General features: G+C 65.0%; 20 protein-coding genes. 8 read left to right on the top strand and 12 right to left on the bottom strand.

What is annotated here, in order from left to right; genetic code table 11:
* The 5 genes from L979_RS04660 to L979_RS04680 all read right to left on the bottom strand — a co-directional run.
* On the bottom strand, nt 1-488 hold a 488-nt coding region (locus L979_RS04660), incomplete at its 3' end, for a hypothetical protein (RefSeq protein ID WP_047689851.1).
* A 279-nt stretch (nt 489-767) separates the two neighbouring features.
* On the bottom strand, nt 768-1,727 hold the full coding sequence (locus L979_RS04665) for an ABC transporter substrate-binding protein (RefSeq protein ID WP_047689854.1): 960 nt from the start codon (nt 1,725-1,727) through the stop codon (nt 768-770).
* 29 nt (nt 1,728-1,756) lie between these two features.
* The gene (locus tag L979_RS04670; RefSeq protein WP_047689857.1) at nt 1,757-2,428 is read right to left on the bottom strand and encodes an ABC transporter permease; all 672 of its coding nucleotides are present in this window, start codon (nt 2,426-2,428) and stop codon (nt 1,757-1,759) included.
* Nucleotides 2,425-3,183, bottom strand: coding sequence for an ABC transporter permease (locus L979_RS04675; RefSeq protein WP_047689860.1), 759 nt, complete (start codon nt 3,181-3,183; stop codon nt 2,425-2,427). The genes L979_RS04670 and L979_RS04675 overlap by 4 nt, the downstream gene beginning before the upstream one ends.
* A complete protein-coding gene (locus tag L979_RS04680) occupies nt 3,180-4,358 on the bottom strand; it encodes an ABC transporter ATP-binding protein (RefSeq protein WP_047689862.1) in 1,179 nt (392 codons plus the stop codon). Before L979_RS04680 ends, L979_RS04675 begins: the two co-directional genes overlap by 4 nt.
* A gap of 149 nt (nt 4,359-4,507) precedes the next feature.
* Here L979_RS04680 and L979_RS04685 point away from each other — a divergent pair, with 149 nt between their 5' ends.
* On the top strand, nt 4,508-5,542 hold the full coding sequence (locus tag L979_RS04685) for a DUF808 domain-containing protein (protein WP_052209494.1): 1,035 nt from the start codon (nt 4,508-4,510) through the stop codon (nt 5,540-5,542).
* 131 nt (nt 5,543-5,673) lie between these two features.
* Here L979_RS04685 and L979_RS04690 read toward each other — a convergent pair whose 3' ends face one another.
* Complete coding sequence (locus L979_RS04690; RefSeq protein WP_047689865.1) at nt 5,674-7,536, bottom strand: ABC transporter ATP-binding protein; 1,863 nt, start codon at nt 7,534-7,536, stop codon at nt 5,674-5,676.
* Nucleotides 7,537-7,632: 96 nt separating this feature from the next.
* Complete coding sequence (locus L979_RS04695; RefSeq protein ID WP_047689867.1) at nt 7,633-8,106, bottom strand: MarR family winged helix-turn-helix transcriptional regulator; 474 nt, start codon at nt 8,104-8,106, stop codon at nt 7,633-7,635.
* A gap of 186 nt (nt 8,107-8,292) precedes the next feature.
* Between L979_RS04695 and L979_RS04700 the strand changes: the two genes are divergently transcribed.
* Nucleotides 8,293-9,048 carry a hypothetical protein gene (locus L979_RS04700; protein ID WP_047689870.1) on the top strand — a complete coding sequence of 252 codons (756 nt, stop codon included), beginning with the start codon at nt 8,293-8,295 and terminating at the stop codon, nt 9,046-9,048.
* 18 nt (nt 9,049-9,066) lie between these two features.
* Here L979_RS04700 and L979_RS04705 read toward each other — a convergent pair whose 3' ends face one another.
* Nucleotides 9,067-9,732 carry an MOSC domain-containing protein gene (locus tag L979_RS04705; RefSeq protein WP_047689872.1) on the bottom strand — a complete coding sequence of 222 codons (666 nt, stop codon included), beginning with the start codon at nt 9,730-9,732 and terminating at the stop codon, nt 9,067-9,069.
* Nucleotides 9,732-10,244 carry a hypothetical protein gene (locus L979_RS04710; protein ID WP_047689875.1) on the bottom strand — a complete coding sequence of 171 codons (513 nt, stop codon included), beginning with the start codon at nt 10,242-10,244 and terminating at the stop codon, nt 9,732-9,734. Before L979_RS04710 ends, L979_RS04705 begins: the two co-directional genes overlap by 1 nt.
* Before the next feature lie 89 nt (nt 10,245-10,333).
* Here L979_RS04710 and L979_RS04715 point away from each other — a divergent pair, with 89 nt between their 5' ends.
* The 3 genes from L979_RS04715 (at nt 10,334) to L979_RS04725 (ending at nt 14,592) form a co-directional block, all read left to right on the top strand.
* Nucleotides 10,334-11,098, top strand: a complete 765-nt coding sequence (locus L979_RS04715) for an NAD-dependent deacylase (RefSeq protein WP_047689879.1) — start codon at nt 10,334-10,336, stop codon at nt 11,096-11,098.
* A 174-nt stretch (nt 11,099-11,272) separates the two neighbouring features.
* Nucleotides 11,273-12,100, top strand: coding sequence for an aldo/keto reductase (locus L979_RS04720; protein WP_047689882.1), 828 nt, complete (start codon nt 11,273-11,275; stop codon nt 12,098-12,100).
* A 155-nt stretch (nt 12,101-12,255) separates the two neighbouring features.
* Nucleotides 12,256-14,592: an efflux RND transporter permease subunit gene (locus tag L979_RS04725; RefSeq protein ID WP_156125390.1), complete on the top strand. Its 2,337-nt coding sequence runs from the start codon at nt 12,256-12,258 to the stop codon at nt 14,590-14,592.
* A 95-nt stretch (nt 14,593-14,687) separates the two neighbouring features.
* On the opposite strand, the gene L979_RS04730 is transcribed toward L979_RS04725, so the two are convergent.
* Nucleotides 14,688-15,560, bottom strand: a complete 873-nt coding sequence (locus L979_RS04730; protein WP_052209495.1) for a hypothetical protein — start codon at nt 15,558-15,560, stop codon at nt 14,688-14,690.
* An 89-nt stretch (nt 15,561-15,649) separates the two neighbouring features.
* Nucleotides 15,650-17,170, bottom strand: a complete 1,521-nt coding sequence (locus L979_RS04735) for a hypothetical protein (RefSeq protein WP_156125392.1) — start codon at nt 17,168-17,170, stop codon at nt 15,650-15,652.
* A gap of 493 nt (nt 17,171-17,663) precedes the next feature.
* Here L979_RS04735 and L979_RS04740 point away from each other — a divergent pair, with 493 nt between their 5' ends.
* From L979_RS04740 to L979_RS14965, 3 genes are read left to right on the top strand one after another with little or no spacing between them, the layout of a single operon-like run.
* The gene (locus tag L979_RS04740) at nt 17,664-19,103 is read left to right on the top strand and encodes a sugar porter family MFS transporter (protein WP_047689900.1); all 1,440 of its coding nucleotides are present in this window, start codon (nt 17,664-17,666) and stop codon (nt 19,101-19,103) included.
* 41 nt (nt 19,104-19,144) lie between these two features.
* Nucleotides 19,145-19,531: a hypothetical protein gene (locus tag L979_RS16210; protein WP_197052069.1), complete on the top strand. Its 387-nt coding sequence runs from the start codon at nt 19,145-19,147 to the stop codon at nt 19,529-19,531.
* Nucleotides 19,532-19,569: 38 nt separating this feature from the next.
* Nucleotides 19,570-20,160 carry a S9 family peptidase gene (locus L979_RS14965; RefSeq protein WP_197052070.1) on the top strand — a complete coding sequence of 197 codons (591 nt, stop codon included), beginning with the start codon at nt 19,570-19,572 and terminating at the stop codon, nt 20,158-20,160.
* 32 nt (nt 20,161-20,192) lie between these two features.
* Here L979_RS14965 and L979_RS14435 read toward each other — a convergent pair whose 3' ends face one another.
* Nucleotides 20,193-21,227, bottom strand: a complete 1,035-nt coding sequence (locus L979_RS14435; RefSeq protein ID WP_052209498.1) for a S9 family peptidase — start codon at nt 21,225-21,227, stop codon at nt 20,193-20,195.
* Nucleotides 21,228-21,247 lie beyond the last annotated feature (20 nt).

Genomic DNA, 21,247 nt, shown 5'->3' on the forward strand with positions numbered 1-21,247 from the left:
CACCAGGGCGCCTGGTGCTCCCGGTCAGAGTCCATGCCGCGCAGGAAATCTGACCGCGCCAACCAGGAGCTGGCCAGCAGGGACCCCAGATCACCCACCACCAAAGCCAGTTCATCCGGGGCGATGTGCTGCCCGTAGAGCTGGAGCATGGAGCGAATAAGGGGCTCCAGATGCCGTTCCAAACGCCGATCGAATTCCGCGTGCTGAGCCTGTTTCCCCAACTCGATCTGCTGCATCCGCGCACGTGCCATGGAGACCAGGTCGTCCACGGAAGCGTGGTCGGAAGTCCCGGAGTCCACGGCGGACAACTGCGGGGCAAGAGAAGGCAGGGCGTGAATCGAATGCGGTCCGGACGGCAAGTCAGCACCGTCGGCCCCCGAGGCGGGCAGGAGGTGACCCAGGCTGAGAGGATCAGCTGTGGCCTCGAACTGCGCGTTCTGAGTGATGGTGACTCCCTGGATTCGGCCTGAAGCAGTCAAGAACTTCACGGCAAACCGAGCTCAGGATCGTCATTGACTCCGAGGAAAATTGCGTCTGGCAGCACCGCCGCGCGTCAGTGGTGCAGATCGGGCCGGTCAGCTGCCAGTACCGAGGCTCATGATAGTGAAGCTCCCTGATTTTTGCAGGTCCTGGTCGAGGAGCCTTGTGACATGGGCCTGTGGATGGGGATTCTGTGGGCTCAACAGCCCACAGAATCCCCATCCACAGGTGGTCCACAACCGTCCACAGCCCTTTCCACAGAGTTCTCCACAGGCTGTGGGAAATGCTCAGGCGTCGGTGTACCCGTTGGCCTCCAGCCAGTCACGGGCCGCCTGCTGAGGATTGACCGAACCATCACCGGACACGGACTGGTTGAGTTCAATCAGGTCCCGCGTGGTGAGCTTGGCAGAGAACTCATTGAGGGCATCAGCGGCACCATCCGGCAAGCGGTCCTCAGCAGCCAGGGGCAGAACCTGCTGAGCAATGAAGTTGTTCTCCGGATCCTCCAGAACCACCAGGTCCTGCTGCTTGATGGCGGGGGTGGTGGTGAAGATGTTGGCCACGTCCACATCCCCACGGGTGAGAGCATCCACGGTCAGGGAGCCGCCGCCGTCGTTGATGGGTTCAAAGGACTGGGGCGTGCAGCCGTACTTGGACTCCAAACCGGGCAGACCGTAAGCACGTTCCTGGAACTCCGGCGGTCCGGCGATCACCAGCTGATCACAGACCTCGGCCATGTCCGCAATGCTGGTCAGGGAATACTCGTCCGCGGTCTGGCGGGTGACCACCATGGCGTCCTTGTTCTCTGCCTCAGAAGCCTCCAGTACGGTCAGCCCGTCCGGAAGGGCATCAGGGAGCGCATCCAGGATCTGCTCCCCGGAAGCTGCATCCGATTCCGGATCCACGTAGAGCAGCAGGTTCCCGGAGTAGTCCGGAACCAGGTCAATGGAACCGTCCTCCACCGCGCCGATGTATGCCTCACGCGCACCGATACCGGGCTCTGTGGAGGCCTCGATCCCGGCATCCCGCAGCACCCCTGCGTAGAGCTCCGCAATGATCTGCGATTCAGGGAAATCAGCTGACCCCACGGTCACGGTGCCGTCACCACCGCCGGAGGAATCGCCGTTCAAGGGGTCCGAACTGCCGCAGGCGCTCAAGGTCAAGACGCCCACTGCGGCAAGGGGCAGGGCCGCGCGGCGCCACACGGAGAGTCGGGGGCGGGAGGAGTTCTGGAGGGTGGCTTTCATGTTGTGCTCCTGAGGTGATTGCTGTGTGGTCAGTGTGCGGTGGTTCGCAGTCCAGGGGAGGTGACAGCGCGTTGCAGCGCCGCCAGAACGGCATCCGTGGCCAGTGCCAGAACGGCAACCAGCAGCACGGAACCGAGCATGCGGGAGTAGTCACGAACGGCCAGCCCGTCAATCAGATAACGGCCCAGCCCGCCCAGATTGATGTATGCGGCAACAGTGGCAGTGGCAATCACCTGCAAGGCAGCATTGCGGATTCCGCCCATGGCCACAGGCAGGGCCAGCGGGACCTCCACACGGGTCAGGACCTGCATGGGGGTCATGCCCTGGGCCTTGGCGGCATCCCGTACGGCCGGGGAAACCTCTGCCACACCGGCGTATGTTGCCGTCAGGATGGGCGGCACCGCCAGGATCACCAGGGCCAGAAGCGGCGGCACCAGGCCCAGTCCCATCAGCAGGGAGAACAGCGTCAGCAGACCCAGGGTGGGCAGCGCACGCAAGGCACCGGCCACCCCGATCACAGCCCCGGACCCGCGGCCCGTGTGCCCCACCAACATCCCCAACGGCACAGCGACGACGATCGCCACCACCATCACAATGCCCGAATACGCCATGTGTTCCAGGGCGCGCGCTGGAATGGCACCTGATCCGGACCAGTTGGTGGGATCCGTCAGCCATTGCCACATTCCGCTCAGCAGGTTCATGCCCCACCTCCCGTTGCAGCAATCCGCCGGGCGGATTCATCCGGATCCGGTGCAGTAGACGGCTGAGGGCCAGATGACGAGGTTCGCCGGGCGTCGTCGTGAGATGAATCCGCGGTGAGGCGCCCGGGGCGCTGCCACCGCGTGAGGTAGAGGCCCAGCAGCCGCAGCAACTGGTCCAGGCCAACGGCCAAGATCACCGTGAGCACCACACCCACCAGGATCTCCTCGGCAATGCTGCGGCGCAGACCGTCCGTGAACAACGTGCCCAAGGACTGAATGCCGATCACAGCGCCCACGGAGACCATGGAAATGTTGGCCACCAGCGCGGTCCGCACACCAGCCAACATGACGGGCACGGCCAGGGGAAGTTCCACGGCCCAGAAGCGCTGCCACTTGGTGTAACCCACCGCGGTGGCCGCCTGCAGAACGGAGCGGTCCACGGCGGCAAAGGCATCCGTGCAGGACCGGACCAGAATCGCGATCACGTAAATGGTGAGAGCCACGATCACGTTGATGATGGAGGTGATCCGAGTGCCCAGAACCACCGGAAGCAGCACAAAGAGTGTCAGGGAGGGGATCGTGTAGAGCAGAGCGGCGCCGTTGACCATCAGCGGGCGGATCAGACGTGAACCAGCCGCCAGACGGGCCAACGGAACCGAGATCAGCAGACCCAACACCACCGGCACCACGGACTGCATCAGATGGGTCCCGGTCAGACGCAGGACCAAATCCAGATTCTCCGGCAGCCACGTCATGAGCGGGACTCCCGTGCGGCCTCAATGGCGGTCATGATCTCCTGAGGCCGCAGCACCCCGCGCAATCTGCCGCGTTCATCCACTGCAACGGCCAGCCCGGACGGTGAGGACAGCGCCGCATCCAGAGCTTGGCGCAGGGAACCACCGGGACGGTACAAGGAGCCACCCACCCGGTGTGTGACCTGACCACCGGCAGGTTCTCCCCCTGAGGGCGGAATCCACCCCACGGGAGCTCCTGCCGCATCCACCTCCAAGGTCCACCCGTTGGCAACGGCGGCACTGGGACCTGTCTGGTGTGCAGCGGTGGAGCCACGGGAACCGCCGGAGCCGCCCGAGCCCATGGTTGGGGTGCCCAGCTCGGCAACCCGGCCCTGCGGGTCCAGGGTGAGCACGCCGGAGAGCGGGATGTCGCGGGAATCAAAGGACAGCGCCCGGAAGCCACGGTCCCGGCCCACAAAGTCGGAGACGAACTGATCGGCCGGTTCCCGCAGAACTTCCTCCGGAGTCGCGTACTGCGCCAACCGGCCACCGGTGGCAAACACGGCCACCCGGTCCCCCAGCAGAACGGCCTCATCCATGTCATGGGTGACAAAAACAATGGTCTTGTTCAAACGCTGCTTGAGATCCAGCAACTCGTTCTGCAGATCGGCACGCACCACGGGATCCACCGCGGAGAACGGTTCATCCATCAGAAGGATGGGCGGATCCGCTGCGAGCGCCCGGGCCACTCCCACGCGCTGCTGCTGGCCCCCGGACAGTTGCGCGGGGTAGCGCGAGCCCAGGGAGCGGTCCAGGCCAATAGTCTCCAGCAGCTCCTCAGCCCGCCGTTTGGAGTCACGTTTGGACTCCCCCAGCAACCGCGGAACAGTGCTGATGTTCTCCAGCACCGTGCGGTGTGGCATCAGTCCGGAAGCCTGCATGACGTAACCCATGGACCGGCGCAGCGCGGCCTCAGGCACGGAGGTGACATCCTGCCCGTTGACCTGGATCTGACCGCTGGTGGGCTCCACCATCCGGTTGATCATCCGCAGTGACGTTGTCTTGCCGCATCCTGATGGGCCCACGAACACCGTGAGGGACCCAACTGGTACGTCAAGATTGAGGTCATCCACGGCGGTGGTGCCGTCCGGGTAGACCTTGCGTACGTCGCGGAAGCTGATGGCGTTTTTGCCCATGGCAGGTTTTCCTGACCTCGATTGACTGGATCAGCCTATGCCATGCCTCGGACACCATCAGGTCACTTAACATTCGGCCCGGCTTGGGAGACGTATTCTTAGCGCATGATTTTGCACCACATGGAACTTTGCCACGGGGAGTTGGCCCTGTGAGCGGCGGTTTGATCGCCCTGCTCGACGACGTCGCAGCACTCGCCCGGGCATCTGCTGCCTCCCTTGACGACATCGGCGCCGCAGCTGGACGTGCCAGCGCCAAGGCGGCGGGCGTCGTCGTTGATGACACCGCGGTCACCCCGCAGTACGTCCGCGATGTGGACCCCCAACGCGAGCTGCCGATCATCTGGCGGATCGCCAAGGGATCCCTGTTCAACAAGCTGGTGATCATCCTCCCGATCGCCCTGCTGCTGAGTCAGTTCGCGCCGTGGGCGCTGACCCCCATCCTGATGCTGGGCGGTACTTACCTGTGCTTTGAGGGTGCGGAGAAGATCTGGGGTGCCATCTCCGGGCACGACAAAAACATTGAGCCCGTGGTGGCGACCGACGACGCCGAGGCCGACGGCAAATCTGCCGAGGACAAAATGGTGGGCGGTGCCATCCGCACCGACCTGATCCTCTCAGCGGAAATCATGGTCATCTCCCTGAACGAGGTGGCCTCCGAGCCGATCTTCAACCGTGCCATCATTTTGGTGGTGGTGGCCATCGGCATCACCATCTTGGTGTACGGCGTGGTGGCTGCTCTGATCCGCATGGATGACATCGGCCTCAAGCTCGCCTCACGGAAGTCGGCCGGGGCCCAGAAGTTCGGGGAGTTCCTGGTGGCGGCCATGCCCAAGGTGCTGCAGGTCATTTCCGTGGTCGGCACCGTGGCCATGCTGTGGGTGGGTGGCCACATCATCCTGGTGGGCCTGCACGAACTCGGCTGGCACCCCATCTACAACTTTGTGCATCACGCCGCTGAGGCCGCCGCCCACGCCGTTCCGGTGTTGGCGGGGGCTGTGGCGTGGATCGTCAACACCTTCTTCTCCGCAGTGTTGGGTCTGGTGTGGGGCGCCGCCGTGGTGCTGGTGCTGGAAGGCGTGAAGGCACTGACCGGCCGCGGCAAGGACAAGTTGACCACCCGCCACCCGGCCTCCGGTCCCACCGGACGCCATGAGGCCACGGAACCGCAACCCCACCGCCACTGATCCCCCCACCTTCTCCGCCGAGTAGGCCGTTTGATCGCTGCTGACTGGGTCAGGGGCGATCAACCGGCCTACTCGGCGAGGGAGGTCACCCATGGGCTGGGGAGGAGGTCACGCTCGGACGGAGGGGTGGGTCACTCCTGCTCGGCGAACTGCGTCTGGTAGAGCTCTGCGTAACGGCCGCCAGCGGCCAACAGCTCGGCGTGCGGGCCACGTTCCACCACCCGGCCACCTTCAATCACCAGGATCTGGTCCGCCTTGCGCACCGTGGACAGGCGGTGGGCAATCACCAGCGCGGTGCGCCCACTCATGGCCTCATCCAAGGCGGCTTGCACATGGGCCTCGTTGGTGGAGTCCAGCGCGGAGGTGGCCTCGTCCAGGATCACCACACGCGGGGCTGCCAGCAGCAGACGCGCGATGGTCAACCGCTGCCGTTCACCACCGGAGAGTCGGTAGCCACGTTCACCGATCACGGTGTCCAGGCCATCCGGCAGCTCCCCCACCACGTGGTCCATGCGGGCGCGGCGCAACGCGGACCACATGTGGTCGTCGGTGGCCTGCGGGTTGACCAGCGCCATGTTGGCCCTGATGGACTCGTGGAACAGGTGCCCGTCCTGGGTGACCATGCCCACGGTGTGGCGCAGCTGCTCGAAGGAGACGTCCCGCAGATCCACCCCACCCAGGCGCACGGCACCGGTGGTGGCGTCGTAGAGCCTGGGCACCAGGGAGGCGATGGTGGACTTGCCGGCACCGGAGGATCCCACCAGCGCCACGGTCTGACCCGGCTCCACGGTGAAGTCCACTCCGTGCAGAACCTGCTCGTTGGCGCGGTTGTCCAACACGGAAACATCCTCCAGGGAGGCCAGGGAGACGTCTTCGGCTGAGGGGTAGGTGAAGGCGACGTCGTCGAACTGCAGGGAGAGCGGGCCGCCCGGAATCGGGGCGGGATCCGCGCGTTCGGTGAGCAGGGGTTTGAGGTCCAGGACCTCGAACACACGCTCAAAACTGACCAGGGCGCTCATGATGTCCAGGCGGGCGTTGGCCAGCATGGTCAGCGGCGTGTAGAGCTGGCTGAGCAGCATGGCCAGGGTGACCACCTGACCGGCATCCAGGTTGCCCAGGATCGCCTGCACACCACCCACGCCGTACACCAGGGCCAGGGCGAGTGCGGACACCAAGGTCAAGGCCGTGACAAAAGTGGCCTGGAGCATGGCCACCCGCACGCCGATGGTCTTGACCCGGCCGGCGCGGGAGGCGAACTCGCCGGACTCGGAGCGGGGGTCACCAAAGAGCTTGACCAGGGTGGCGCCACCGGCGGAAAACCGCTCGGTCATCTGCGTGGACATGTCCGCGTTGTACTGGGCGGCTTCCCGCTGCAAATTGGCCAGTCGGCCACCCACCAGGCGGGCAGGCACCAGGAAGATGGGCAAGAGCAGCAGGGACAACAACGTGACCTGCCAGGAGATGGTGAGCATCACACCGATGGTCAGCAGCACGGAGACCAGGTTGGAGACCACACCGGAGAGCGTGTTGGAAAAGGCTCGCTGAGCGCCGATGACGTCGTTGTTCAGCCTGGAGACCAGAGCGCCGGTCCGGGTGCGCGTGAAGAAGGCGATCGGCAAGGTCTGCACATGGTTGTAGACCGCCGTGCGCAGATCCAGGATCAAACCCTCACCAATGGTGGAGGACAACCAGCGGTTCAGGATCCCGAGTCCCGCGGTGGCAATGGCCACGACGGCAATGAGCACCGCGAGCCACACCACCAGATCCACCGGCCCGCCACCGGTGATGGCGTTGACCACGTCACCGGCCAGGATGGGGGTGATCACCCCCAGACCGGAGACCCCGATGGAGACCACCAGGAAAATCAACATCATCCGCCGGTGCGGGGCAGCAAAACGGAAGATTCGCGCCACGGTTTCCCGGGACACTCGACTGCCTTTGAATTCTTGTCCCCGGGTGGCGTTGTAGAGCAACGCCATGGGGGAATTGTGCATACTCACGCAGCCACTCTAGGGCTGCCCACAGGGGTCATCAGCCCGCTTTCGCAGTCGGCCGGGGAGGAAGTGGGGTGAGAATGATTACGGCAGGACTCAGCTGTTTTGGGGCTCGCCTGAGGTGGTGGCCTCCGCCAGGGACCGGCAGATTGCAGCCAGATGGCCCACCTGTTCGGCGGAGAGCTTGTCAAAGATGACCTTGCGGACGTGAGCCACGTGCGCCGGTGTCGCTTGTTCAACACACTCCATGCCGGCGTCCGTGAGGGTGGCCACCACAACACGCTTGTCACCGCCGTCGCCGTAGCGCTCCACCAGGTCGCGCGCCTCCAAACGGGTCACGATCCTGGACAGGCGGGACTGCGCGGTGAAGGTGGCAGCAGCCAGATCGGACATCCGGCGCTTGCGGTCGGGGGCCTCGGAAAGAATGGCCAGCACAAGGTATTCGGCAAAGCTCAACGATGAGTCTTCGATGAGCTGGCGCTCAATGGTTCCCGGCGTTTTGAACATGACTGAGATGAGACCCAACCATGCCTCACGCTCTTCTGGACTCAGCCACTGGGTTTCTGACATGAATGTAATCATACTGCCGAATATCTGTGTTCGACACGTCAACCAAGGCCCCCATCGGTACTTGCAGGAGCAATTGACAGCCTACTTCCCTTACCTGGCGGGGAACTCGATTCTGCGCACACCGCACGCGGGCATTGCCAGCTCCGGCGTGTCGCGGCGTGGCGCATCTCTGCCAGAATGTGGCCCATGGACGATCAGGGAACCTGGCCCACACCCCTGCCCCCGGAAGGCAGCACGGCCGAACGCGATTTCGACCGGCAGGTCATGGACGAATTGCGCTCCGACCCTCAAGCCCTCCGGCAAATCGGCGGCGTCAAGGGCAACGTGTGGATCGTCCTGGCACCTGTGATCGCCGTGATTTTACTGATTCCGGCGTGGATGCAGTGGCGTGCCACAGGCTCAGGGCTGTGGCTTGCGGTGATCGCCGCAATTCTGGTGGTGGCCACACTGGTTTGGGTCTCCCGCGTCAAGACCGTCATGGGCCAGGCCCGGCAGGTCCTGGGCTCACACCTGGTGGGTTCGGTGGGTTACGGGATCGGCGTGGTGCGCAGCATCCACTTCCCGGACTCCACCAACGACGACGACGCTGCAGCCGACCTCAGCTCAGACACTGATCTGGCCCAGGATGCCAGCCCACGCCCTGATGCCGAGCCGGATCCGCTGGTCTCCCGTGACGTGCACGCCTCCCAGGAAGAAGACCTTCCCGCAGACGTGCCCACCGTTGAGGTGGAACTGACCATGGCGGTCTCCCCCGTTCAGGGCAAGGGCTTCACGGCCACCCTGATCCAGCGCTACGCCACGGTGGATGCCCTCCGACTGGAAGCCGGCCAACACGGACCGGTGCGCTATCTGCGTAGGGATCCGGAGAACACCACGGCTGTGGAGACGCGCCTGGAGCCGGAAGCCGTACAGAAGATCTACCGCGCAGCCGCCTTGAACTGACCTTGACCTGAACCAGCCTCAGGGCCGGGCCAGCGCCTGTTCCACCCGACGCCGCAGTTCCGGATGCAGATAGGGCTCCGCGGCCACCATCTCCGGCAGCAAAGACTGCTGCGTGGTGGCAGCGCGGAAGGACTGGGACACGGTGATCCCGTGATCAGGGCGGAACTCCACGGTCAGATCCATCCCGGCCTTGACCTCACCGGCCTCCAGAACCCGCAGGTAGGCGCCGGTACGGGCACGCTGCGTGAAGGTCTTGACCCAACCCTGCTGTTGCATCACGGCCGCAAACGTTCGGCATGGCGTGCGAGCGCCCGTGACCTGCAACCGGACCTCCCCAATGCGCCAGATCTCCCCCAGCAGGGCGGAGTCGACGTCGTAATCACCGATGGTGAGGTTCTCCCCAAAGGTGCCGGGAGGGATGGTGAGCCCCAGCTCCGATTCCCAGTGGTCCAACTCTTCCCGAGCGAAGGCATACACGGCTTGGTGTTCACCGCCGTGGTGGCGGTCATCCCCGATGTAGTCGCCAATCACACCCGATCCGGGGCCATCCCCGCGCATTCCGGGGTCACGGATCTCCACGGCGTGGTCCACCGGCCCCTTGTGAATGCCCGTGTCCAGACTGTTGGGCGCGGGATTCTGCTGCCTGCTGCCGGTGTTGACGCTCATGACCGTGCCGGATGACATCAGAGCCTCTTGGTGATCTTGGGGGAATCGCTGACCTTGACGGAATCACCCGACTGATCTGAGTCAGTGGGATCGGTGGCAGCGGAATCAACAGGCCGGGAGGCCCCGGAGTCTTTGCCGCCGGCCGCGGTGGAGGCGGAGCCCTGAGAACTGCGCCCACCCCGCGAGGCCGAGTTGCGCAACGCAGCCCGGGCGTTCTTGGCCTTGTCAGCAAAGGGATTCGACTTGACCGGCCCTTGTGCAGGGGCAGCCTCCGCATGACCTGAAGCGCTCACTGCAGCAGGCTGCTTGCCGCCCACCTTGCCCCGGTTGCGCTCAGCGACGGCGGAGGAGGAGGCTGCGGCGTCGTCGATCTGAACCACCGCAATGCCCACCACGTTCAGTGCCAAGCCCAGCAGACCCACCAGCCAGGCAAAAACCGTCCAGCCGATGCTGGCACACAGCAGGGCAAAGAAGATCAGGGCAAGTGAGGTCACCAGTGCGGGGGTCAGGCGGCGGAAGTCGAACTTCATGAATCCATTCCACCACACCCATGTGGACCAGATCCGGTGAAGGGCCGTGACTGGCCGGGAGGTTCGCCCTGGGCAGTACCGTGGAGGGCATGACCCTGGATGACCGTGTGCTTGACCTTGCCCGCTCCGCACGCACGGTGGCTGTGCTCTCCGGTGCCGGTGTTTCCGCGGAGTCAGGTGTTCCCACCTTCCGCACCCCGGAGACCGGGCTGTGGGCACGCTACTCCCCGCAGGAGCTGGCCACCCCGGAAGCTTGGGAGGCAGATCCAGAGGTGGTGTGGTCCTGGTACGTCCAGCGCGCCCGCATGGTGCGCGGCGTTCAACCCAACCCGGGGCATGTGGCCCTGACCACCTGGGCTCAGCGGGCCGCCGTGACCATCAGCACCCAGAACGTGGACGATCTCCACGAGCGCGCTGGTTCCCCGGTGTTGGCCCACCTGCATGGCTCCCTGTTCGACTTCCGGTGTGAACACTGTGGGCGGCCCGCGGATCAGTGGCAGATTGCGCAGTTGCGTCTGGATGCGCCGGTGGACCCGGACCCACAGCCGCTGGCACCACCTGAATGCCTGGAGTGTGACTCCCGGATCCGCCCCGGTGTGGTGTGGTTCGGGGAGGCGCTTCCCATGGATGCCTTCCAAGCTGCCGAGGAAGCCATGGCCGGGGCTGATCTGGTGCTGGTGGTGGGCACCTCCGGAATCGTGCAGCCGGCTGCCTCCCTCCCCCTGACCGCCCTGGGACTCGGGGTTCCGGTGGTGGAGATCAACCCGGAGCCCACCGAGTTCTCTGCCTACGCCGATTACGAGGTGCGGTTGCCCTCCGGCCAGGCACTGCCCCGGATGGTTGCCGCACTGTGAGGCCGTAGCTGCACTGTGAGGCCGTAGCTGCACTGTGTGAGACGGTTGCCGCACTGTGTGAGGCGGCTGCCGCTGCGTGAACACCCAGCCAGCTTGTGAACCTCATCAGGTAACGGTTGACTGGGTGCAAGGTTCACAACCTGCGGCTCAACCTGCCGCCTGATAGGAGCATTCATGACCGCCTCACCCGTTTCGACCATGAACGATGACCACACCATTCCCCAGCTGGGTTTCGGCACGTGGCAGGTGGAACCGGACGTGGCGCAGGCTTCCGTGGCCGCAGCTCTGGAAACGGGGTACCGGCACATTGACACCGCCGCGATCTACGGCAACGAGGAAGGCGTGGGTCGCGCTCTTGCTGAGTCCGGCCTGGACCGGCAGGAGATCTTCCTGACCACCAAGCTGTGGAACCAGGACCAGGGTTACGACTCCGCCTTGAAGGCCATGGACCAGTCCTTGCAGCGGCTGGGAACCGATTACGTGGACCTCTACCTGATTCACTGGCCCTGCCCCGCCAACGGTCTCTACCGGGACAGCTGGGAAGCCCTGGTTGAACTGCGCAACAGTGGGCGGGCCCGGTCCATCGGAGTCTCCAACTTCCCGGCCCACCTGGTGGAGGAGCTGGTGAACAGCGGCGTGACCCCTGCCGTCAACCAGATCGAGCTGCACCCCTACTTCCCGCAGGTGGAGTTGCGCGCTGCCAATGCTTCCCACGGTGTGCTCACGGAGGCATGGTCGCCGCTGGGCCAGGGTGGGGAGGTCCTCACGGATCCCACGGTCACGGAGATTGCTGAGGAAGTGGGTGCCACCCCCGCTCAGACCGTGCTGGCGTGGCAGTTGGCCATCGGCAACATCGTGTTCCCCAAGTCCGTCACCCCGGAGCGCATCCGGGAGAACTGGGGTGCGTTGCAGGTGACCCTGGACGAGGAACAGTTGGAGCGTCTGACCGAGCTCGGGCGTGACAACGGCCGCCTGGGCCCGGATCCCATGGAGTTCAACTGAGTCGGTGTCCACTGACAGGGTCTTTCACGCTTCGGTACTACGAAACGTGAACCACTCGTAAGCTGTCGGGGGTGGTGTCTTCACGGCACCACCCCCTCCGCATCCCATTTCCAGGACCCGCCATCCGGGGCCCACACCACATCGGAGCGCCCCTCATGGCACCCAGCACCACCTCCTCCTCCGCTTCAACACCGGAGCCCACGACGCCGCACGAACCGGCCACCGAGCACACGGAGTTGCCCTGGGACAGCAGTTCCACGGGTCGTCGTCGTGCAGCTCCGGAGCAGGAGAACGGGCGGCGCGGCCCCACGTGGCTGCGCATCCTGTTGCCCGCCTTCGCCTTGCTGGCCTGGGTTGTGGTGATTGGTTTGGGTGGCCCGTTCTTTGGCCGCATCAGCGAGGTGGTGGAGTCCAGCCAGTCCTCGTTCCTGCCGGAGACGGCGGAGTCCACCCAGGTTTCCAACCGGGCGGACGACTTTGTGGAGGACCCCTTTGTCCCGGGTGTTGCCGTGATGCAGCGCGACGGCGGTCTGACGGAGGATGACCGGGACTGGGCTGAGAACCTCAGCGAATCCCTGGTGGATGCAGGACTCGCGGAGGAGACCGCCTCCCCGCCGGTGGAGTCCGAGGACGGCAAGGCCCTGCAAGTCTTTGTCCCCATGAACGAGAACACCTATGACGAGCAGGTTTCCGACCTCCGTACGGAAATGCAGGACACCGCACCGGAGGGCCTGAACACGTACGTCACCGGCCCGGCGGGATTCGCCACTGAGCTGGCCGAGGGCTTTGCGGGCATTGACGGGATCTTGCTGCTGGTGGCACTGGCTGTGGTGTTCGTGATCCTGGTGATCGTCTACCGCTCCCCGCTGCTGCCGGTGATTGTGCTGATCACGGCCATGGCGGCCCTGTGCGCAGCCATCATTGTGGTCTACCTAACGGCGCAGGCCGGGCTGATCCAGATTGACGGCCAGGTCCAGGGCATTCTGTTCATCCTGGTGGTGGGTGCCGCCACGGACTACTGCCTGCTCTACACGGCCCGGTACCGGGAAGCGTTGCGGGAGGACCGCAGCAAGGCCACCGCCACCCGCACTGCCATTCGCGGCACCATTGAACCGGTCCTGGCCTCCGGCTCCACCGTGATCGCCGGGTTGTTGTGCCTGCTGTTCTCCGACCTGGGCTCCACCAAGGCGCTGGGACCGGCGGCCGCCACGGGCATTGCGTTCTCCATGCTGGCGGCACTGACGTTCCTCCCGGCCGTGCTCTACGTACTGGGGCGGGCAGGGTTCTGGCCCTCGCGCCCCAAGTACGATCCCAACCGGCCCGACGCCGTGCGCGTGGTGGACCCCGGTGGTGTGGACGGCCTTCCCACGGTCACGGGCAAGGGCCTGTGGGCCGGCATCGGCCGGTTTGTGGCCCGCCGGTTCCGGGTGGTGTGGATTGTTGCCACCATTGCTCTGGTGGCCATGGCGGCCTTTGCCCCAACCCTGCAGGCCTCCGGCCTCAAGCAGTCAGAAACCTTGATCGGGGACTCCCCTGCCTCCGATGGCCAGGACGCCCTGTCCGCGCACTTCCCGGGTGGCACGGGCTCACCCATCACCGTGATCGCACCGGATGGCACCCAGGACCAGGTGGCTGAACGGGCCGAAGAGCTGGAGGTGACCGACTCCGTGGCGGTGACCGCCAACGATTCGCCGTCCGGCTCCCTGCCCCTGGGCACTGCTGCTGAAGAGCAGGCGCAGCAGTTCCAGGGTGCACCTGATGGTGCCAACCCGTTTGCCGGCGTGGAGCCCACAGTTTCTGACGGTGACGTCCAGATTCAGATCACCACCACGGTGGCACCTGACTCGGATGAAGCCCAGGAAGCCGTGACTCAGTTGCGCACGGAGCTCAAGGACGTGGATTCCAGCATCATTGTGGGCGGGGAAACGGCCAGCAGCATGGACACCCAGGCCGCTTCCATCCACGACCGCAACCTGATCATCCCCATCATCCTGGTGGTGGTGACCATCATCCTGATGCTGTTGCTGCGCTCCGTTCTGGCACCGGTACTGCTGATCATCCTGACGGTGATCTCCTTTGCCTCCGCCCTGGGTGTTTCAGCACTGCTGTTCAACCATGTGTTCAACTTCCCCGGATCTGACGCCTCCGTACCCCTGTACGCCTTCGTGTTCCTGGTGGCCTTGGGCATCGACTACAACATCTTCCTGATGTCGCGGGTGCGGGAAGAGTCCTTGGAGCACGGAACACGGGCCGGGATCCTGCGGGGCCTGGTGCTCACCGGTGGTGTAATCACCTCGGCGGGTGTGGTGTTGGCCGCCACCTTTGCCGCCCTGGCCGTGATCCCCATTGTGTTCATGGTCCAGCTGGCGTTCGTCGTGGCCTTTGGCGTGCTGCTGGATGCGTTGCTGGTCCGCTCCCTGCTGGTGCCGGCCCTGACCTACGACATGGGCCGGATCATCTGGTGGCCCTTCCACCGTAGGATCGACCGCTGAGACCCCCCTCCCCCTCATACGCCGAGTAGGCCTTTTGATCGCCCCTGGGTCAGTCAGCAGCGATCAAAAGGCCTACTCGGCGTATGAGGGTGGGATCAGGCGGCGTTGTGCCGGATGACGGGGATCTCCTCGGTGACGGGGCCGTCGTCGTAATCCCTGGCGGTGACGGAAAGGTCCGCGGTGGTCTGGGGCGCCGGCTGGTGGGTTTGCGCGTAGGCCACGCTGCGGTCGGGGCTGCGGTAGTTGAGCTTGCGTTCGCTCTGGTTCAGGTCCCACCCGAAGGTCTGCGCCATGGCGGGCACGGCCCGGTTGGCCACACCGCACCCCAACGCGATGCCTGCCCAAGCCACGGGTGCTGCGGCCAGAACATCCAGCAGGTAGGCCGAGGAACCGACCAATGTGGCAGCGGCAACCAGCAGCGTCACGCCGCCACCAATGGCCAACAGCAGAGTGGCCTTGGCGTGATGACGTGCAGTCACCAGCAGGGCCAAGGTGATCACCACCGCGCCGCACACCGCACCGGCGGGCATGGACGACGCCGTCTCAGCAGCAGTCAACGTTTCCCCCGGGATCACCGGCGCCGGCCGGGACACGATCTGCTGGGTCATGAAGCACACCGTGGAAGCGACGACGGCGATCACCGCAAAACCGGCAGCATCCCGAGCGGACCGGCGGATGACCACCAACCAGGCGGTCAAAGCGGCGATCACGGCAAAAATCATGGGTGCACTGAACGCGCCGTGCACAAAGTTGGCAGCGGCCAACATCATGGAAGAACGCACGGGTTCGAGTGCTGCGAGGACCTGCGATTCAGCGGCACCGACCTGCGGGGTGAAGCTGATGATCCGTCCCACCGTTCCGATTGCCAGGATGACAATCAGCGGGATGATGACCCAGTGCTCCAGCTGCGGCAGTCGCCACGTCGTGCGGTCCGGCGAGGGGGAAGTGTTCTGCGCCGGGGAAGACATTCTTCGATTGTGGCATCAGTTGCGAAAATCTCTAAACGCCACGTCGAAGTTGAACAACAAACGGGAATATTTTCAGGCAGCTTCCAGGGTCACTCACCGGCGGGAGGCTGGGCCGAGGGCTCCACGGATGGCTCACCGGTGCCCACATGTGGTGGTGACACGGTCTCTGACGTGGCTTCTTGTGGGATCTCAAGGGAAGCAGGATCCGTTGGGACGGCAGGTTCGGCCGGGGCTTCTGGTGGTGCCGGGACGACTGACTGTGCCGGGGCAGCTGATTCGTCCGGGACTGCCAGACGTGAATCCAACGGCACCCAGGCACTGGGCTCGGCTTGTGGTGGGGGCTGCGGGGCAGGCACCCACTGGAGACCGTCGCTGAGGATGAGCTCATCCGGGTCCAACGACGACGTCTCCGGATGGGTGGGCCACGGCATGGTCGAGTTCCCCACCGGCTCGGAGAACTCCGGTTGCGAGTTCTCCGGCTGCGGGGTCTCGAAATGCGCGCTCGGCATCTGCGGAATCAGGGGCTGGGGAACATGCGCCTGGGGAAACTCCACCGGTTGCGGATCTTCCGGTTGCGGGACCACGGATTGAAGCACCTGGGGCTGCGGCAAGACAGGCTGCGGCACACCGAGCGGGGGCACGTCGGACTGAGGCAACGCTGACGGCGGCTCCACCAGGAATTCACCCAGCACCGGGGATGCGTGGTCATCCTGTGCCACTGCAGAGAACGGCATGGCCCGCGGCGTCAGCAGCTCGGTACTGAGTTCAGTCCCTCCCACCGATGACTCCTGCGCAAGCACCACGCCATCCTCAGATGGTGTGGGAGACGTGACATCCGAAGTGGCTGGATCAGGCACCAGACCACCCGGGACCTGCACGGGGACGCGGGGTACCTCCACCACCGTGGCAGGCACCACCACCAGATCACCCACCGCAAGGCTCACCGGTGTCGCGCTGGAGACGGCCAAGGGGGCCAACGGAGGTTGACCCACCAACCGCGTGGGATCCACCACCGCCACCGGATCCCGCAGCGGGGGAAAGGCCACCGCCCGGTCCATGCCGGCCAGCTCGAGCTGCGGCAGGTCCAGCTGCCCGGCCTGGAAGGCGGCCACAGCCCCCGAGGGCATGGCGACCTGAACAGTTCCCACCACCACGGCGTCGGGAAGTACCGGTCCTGCAAGCGGCACCGCAGGGTGGGCGGACCATCCGGGCTTGCTCTGGTTGGAGAATGCAGATCCCACGCCGCGGCCCATCTGCCGAACGGCAGACCCGGCCCGCAGGACTCCGGCGGGGCTGGGCAACACATAGGTGCGTGTCCCGGCCTTGCCGGGTTCAGGCGGTGCCGGGGCAGCAACCCACCCGCTGTCCCCAGCTGCAGGGTTCTGCCCCTGTGTGACGCCGGTGCTCGGCCACGCAGTGACGGTGGGTTGAGGTGTGGATCCAAGCGCGGCCACCAGGGCGTCCCGCGAAGAGGAGTCCTGGGAACCCACAGGGTCGGTGCGCGTGGTTTCTGCGGTGGTGCTGGGGGCAACGGTTGTGATCATGCCAGCCACCACGGCGCCGGCTGCCGCCGTGACGTAAACGGGAACTCCTGTGGAGGAAACCGGCATGCGGGGTCGCCAGATGGTGGTTGCCTGCGGATCACGGTGACGTCCGCGACCCCTGATCAACCCACGCGTCCGGCCGTTGCCGTTCACATCGCCCCCTCAAGCTCATGCCCCGGTGGCGCGTGATGTGGCGTGAGATCCATCCACAGCCCCGTGGCACCCCCATGAATCCGCTCCCAGCGGACCCGAATCCCCATGTTGACCGGATCGACTCTCATCCCGCATCAGCATCCGTGACGGATCCGGTCAATCACCGGGATGGGGGACAGGTTGCCGAAACAACATGTTGTCTGTCCACCATTTTAGTGACGCATCACCTCACGACACAAGGGTGATGGCCACTGAACGGTGGTTGCCCGACCGACGGATTCACCCCGGCGTCACCGTGACGTCATCGTGTGGACACTCAGGAGGCTGCGCTTTAGCCTAGCGAGACACTCAGACCGTGATCCACGTCATGAACTTGGCGCGGCCCCGGGCAGGCAAGGAGCAGCGCATGTCCACCTACACCTCCCCCACCTCCGTGGCAGGCCACACGGCCAACACCAGCGCGGTGGTTCGTATCACCATCGTGGCAGCCATCGGCGGATTCCTGTTCGGTTACGACTCCGCGGTCATCAACGGTGCCACGGGCGCCATGCGCGAATACTTTGGCGTGGGCCCCACTGCCCTGGGCAGTGCCGTGGCCTCCGCGCTGTTGGGTGCGGCAGCCGGCGCGGCCTTGGGCGGGCGCCTGGCGGACAAATTGGGGCGCGTGCGCGTGATGCGCATTGCCGCGATCCTGTTCCTGCTCTCCTCCATCTTCTGCGCCATCGATCCATTCTTCGGCCCAGACATGGGTGGCTTCTACTGGTTGGTCTTCTGGCGCGTGGTGGGCGGTGTGGGGGTGGGCGTGGCCTCCATCATTGCCCCGGCCTACATTGCAGAAATCGCCCCGGCGGACATCCGCGGCCGCCTGGGCTCCCTGCAGCAGATGGGCATTGTGCTGGGCATCTTTGCCTCCCAGATCACCAACCGCATCATCGTTGGCTCTGCCGGTTCGGCCGAATCCTCCTGGTTGTTCGGTCTGGACGCCTGGCGCTGGATGTTCCTGCTGGAAGCCATACCGGCCATAATTTACCTGGTGGGCGCCTACACCATCCCCGAATCCCCCCGGTGGCTGGTCCAACAGGGACGCCGGGACGAGGCCATGACGGTGATGGTCCGCCTCCAGGGGCAGGCCCCCGCGGAGCACCGCATGTCCGTGATCGAGCGGACCCTGGACAAGGAACACAACCCCCGCCTGTCCGATCTTGCGGGCAAAGCCTTTGGGCTCAAGCCGATCGTGTGGATCGGCATCGGCCTGGCCGCCTTGCAGCAACTGGTGGGCATCAACGTGATCTTCTACTACTCCAACCAGCTCTGGCAGTCGGTGGGGTTCCAGGAAGGCGATGCCTTCACCATTTCCACCATCACCTCCGTGACCAACGTGGTGGTGACCATTGTGGCGATCCTGCTGGTGGACAAGATCGGGCGCAAACGCCTGTTGTTGATCGGTTCCATCGGCATGGCCCTGACCCTGGGCACCATGGCCGCAGTGTTCGCCACGGCCACGGTCACTGATGCCGGACCGGTCCTGGGTGACACCGCCGGGTTGATCGCCCTGGTTGCCGCCAATCTTTACGTGGTGTTCTTCGGCATCTCCTGGGGACCCGTGATGTGGGTCCTGTTGGGGGAGATGTTCCCCAACAAGATCCGCGGGGCGGCCCTGGCCGTGGCCGGTTTCATCCAGTGGATCGCCAACTGGCTGGTGACCGTGACCTTCCCCATCATCTCGGAAGCGTCCCTGGTGTTCGCCTACGGCCTCTACGCGTTCTTTGCCCTGGTCTCCGTGTTCTTTGTGGTCAAGGCCGTGCGAGAAACCAAGGGTGTGGAGCTGGAGGCCATGCACGACTGAGCCGGGAATCACGCACCAGGTGGAGCCTCTACCATGGACGCATGACCTCGCATCCAGACCGCATGGGGGCTTGCCTGGAAACCCCGGCACTGAGCCAGTTTTCACGGCGCGGCTTGCTCAAAGGCCTGGGGCTGGGCCTGGGTGTGGCAGCCGGTGCCACCTTGAGTGCATGTGCGTCGTCGAACTCCGACGGCGCCGCGGGTGCCTCCCCCGGACAATCCTCCCCCTCCCCTCAACCCGTTGCCGTGGCCACCACGGACACGTACACCGTGGGGGACCCCGTTGTGGTCAAGTACGGCACGGAGTCACAGCGCCAGTACGGGCAACTGTGGATCCCACAACCGCTGCCCACATCAGCCCCGGTGGCCGTGGTGATGATGATCCACGGAGGTGGCTGGATGGCCACCTCCAATCTCAACTACATGTAATCGCTGTCAAAGTCCTTGGCCGCGCACGGTGCTGTTGCGTGGAACGTGGAGTACCGGGGCGTGGACGGCGGCGGTGGCTGGCCGCAGACCTTCGAGGACATCGCCGCCGCCATGGACCTGGTCCCCACCTGGGGGAAAAGATCGGCAACCCCGTGGACACCGGGCGGTTCTTCATCACGGGGCACAGCGCAGGCGGCAACTTGGCGGCGTGGGCGGCCTCCCGGGGCACCAACAACACTGGAGAACCCGGCGGGGCCCCGGCACTGGGCGTCAAGGCATGTTTCCCCATGGCCGGGGTTTATGACCTCACTCTGGCGGAGGACAACAAGGACCGGTACATGATTCCGCTGATGGGCGGGGAGCCGGAGACCTACCCGGACCGCTACGCCATGGCCTCCCCGATCAAGCACCTGCCCACGCACCATCACCTTGTGTGTTTCCACGGGCAGAACGATTCCGTGGTGCCGGTGGCGCAGGCGCAGACTTATCTGAGTGCCGCTCAAAGTGCCGGCGACAATGCCGAGGGCGTCATTCTCCCGGATGCCTCCCACAACTCCTGGACCACCGAGAAGTCCCACCCGTGGCAGGTGGCCCATGACCGCATCCTGGCCACCATGGCAGGACAGTGACCGCTCTCCACCCCGCGACCTGAGCGCGGTGCTCAGGCACCCGCCGTCATGACGGCGTCCAGCAATTTCTGCTGACCCACCGCATAGGCGTCGGTCTCCGGTTTGGTCCACGCAAGATGATCCGTGTCCAGCAGAATCAGTGTCTCCGCAGGGTTCCCCTTGCTCTCCCCCATGGCGGCGTAGTTGTACGTCTGGGCAATGGGGACCACGGAATCCGTGGTGCCGTGGCAGCAGGTGAACTTGACCTGGTCCGGAATGTTGTCGATCGGGGATGCAAGGTCGTAGTTCACGGGAACCTGAGCCGGTGTGCCACCCATCAGATTGACCATTTGACGGTGCCCGCTCTGTTGCGCGTAGACCAGGTCATACACCCCGGCGAAAGCCACACAAGCTGATGGACGCAGCACGGGCCAGCCGCCGGGTTGCTGGGAGCCCCTGACGTGCCGTGAGGCAGCCCATGCGGCCAGATGCCCACCGGCACTGTGCCCGCTGAGAACGAACCGTTTGCGATCAATCTCCCGCCCAATGTGTTGGGCCAGGCGCGGTACGTGGTCCATGGCTGCCGCGACGTCGGTGAACGTGTTGGGCCACCCTCCCCCGCCGCCGATCCCGCGGTACTCGACGTTCCAGGCGACCACCCCGTAGGAGGCCATGTTCCGTGCGATCGCGCGCATGTAGTTCAGCGTGGAACTGTTCTTCCAACTGCCCCCGTGCAGCAGCATGACCACGGGAACTTTGACGTTCTTGGGCAGCTCCTGCGGCACGTACAGTTCGCCGTACTGCCGAGCAGCGTCCTGGCCGTAGGGCAGCATGACTGCCTCAGCGACGTCGTACCTGGTCCCCGTTTGGATCTTCAGCGGCGGGTCAGTGGGCTGAACCGTGGGTTTGGGTGACGACGACGCCGTGGGTGACTCCGCTGTCTCCTGGCCATCCGCTGCGGGGGAACCACAACCCACCAGCGCCATGCTGGCGGCCATTCCCACCCCGCTGAGCAGGTCACGGCGTCGGAAGGCATGCGAAGACGGGTTGTTGGGCGGGGAGACGGTGCGGGGCGCACGAGGGGACATTCACGTACCTAGCTTTGGTG

The sequence above is a fragment of the Kocuria sp. ZOR0020 genome (assembly GCF_000800955.1).
GTDB lineage: Bacteria > Actinomycetota > Actinomycetes > Actinomycetales > Micrococcaceae > Kocuria > Kocuria subflava.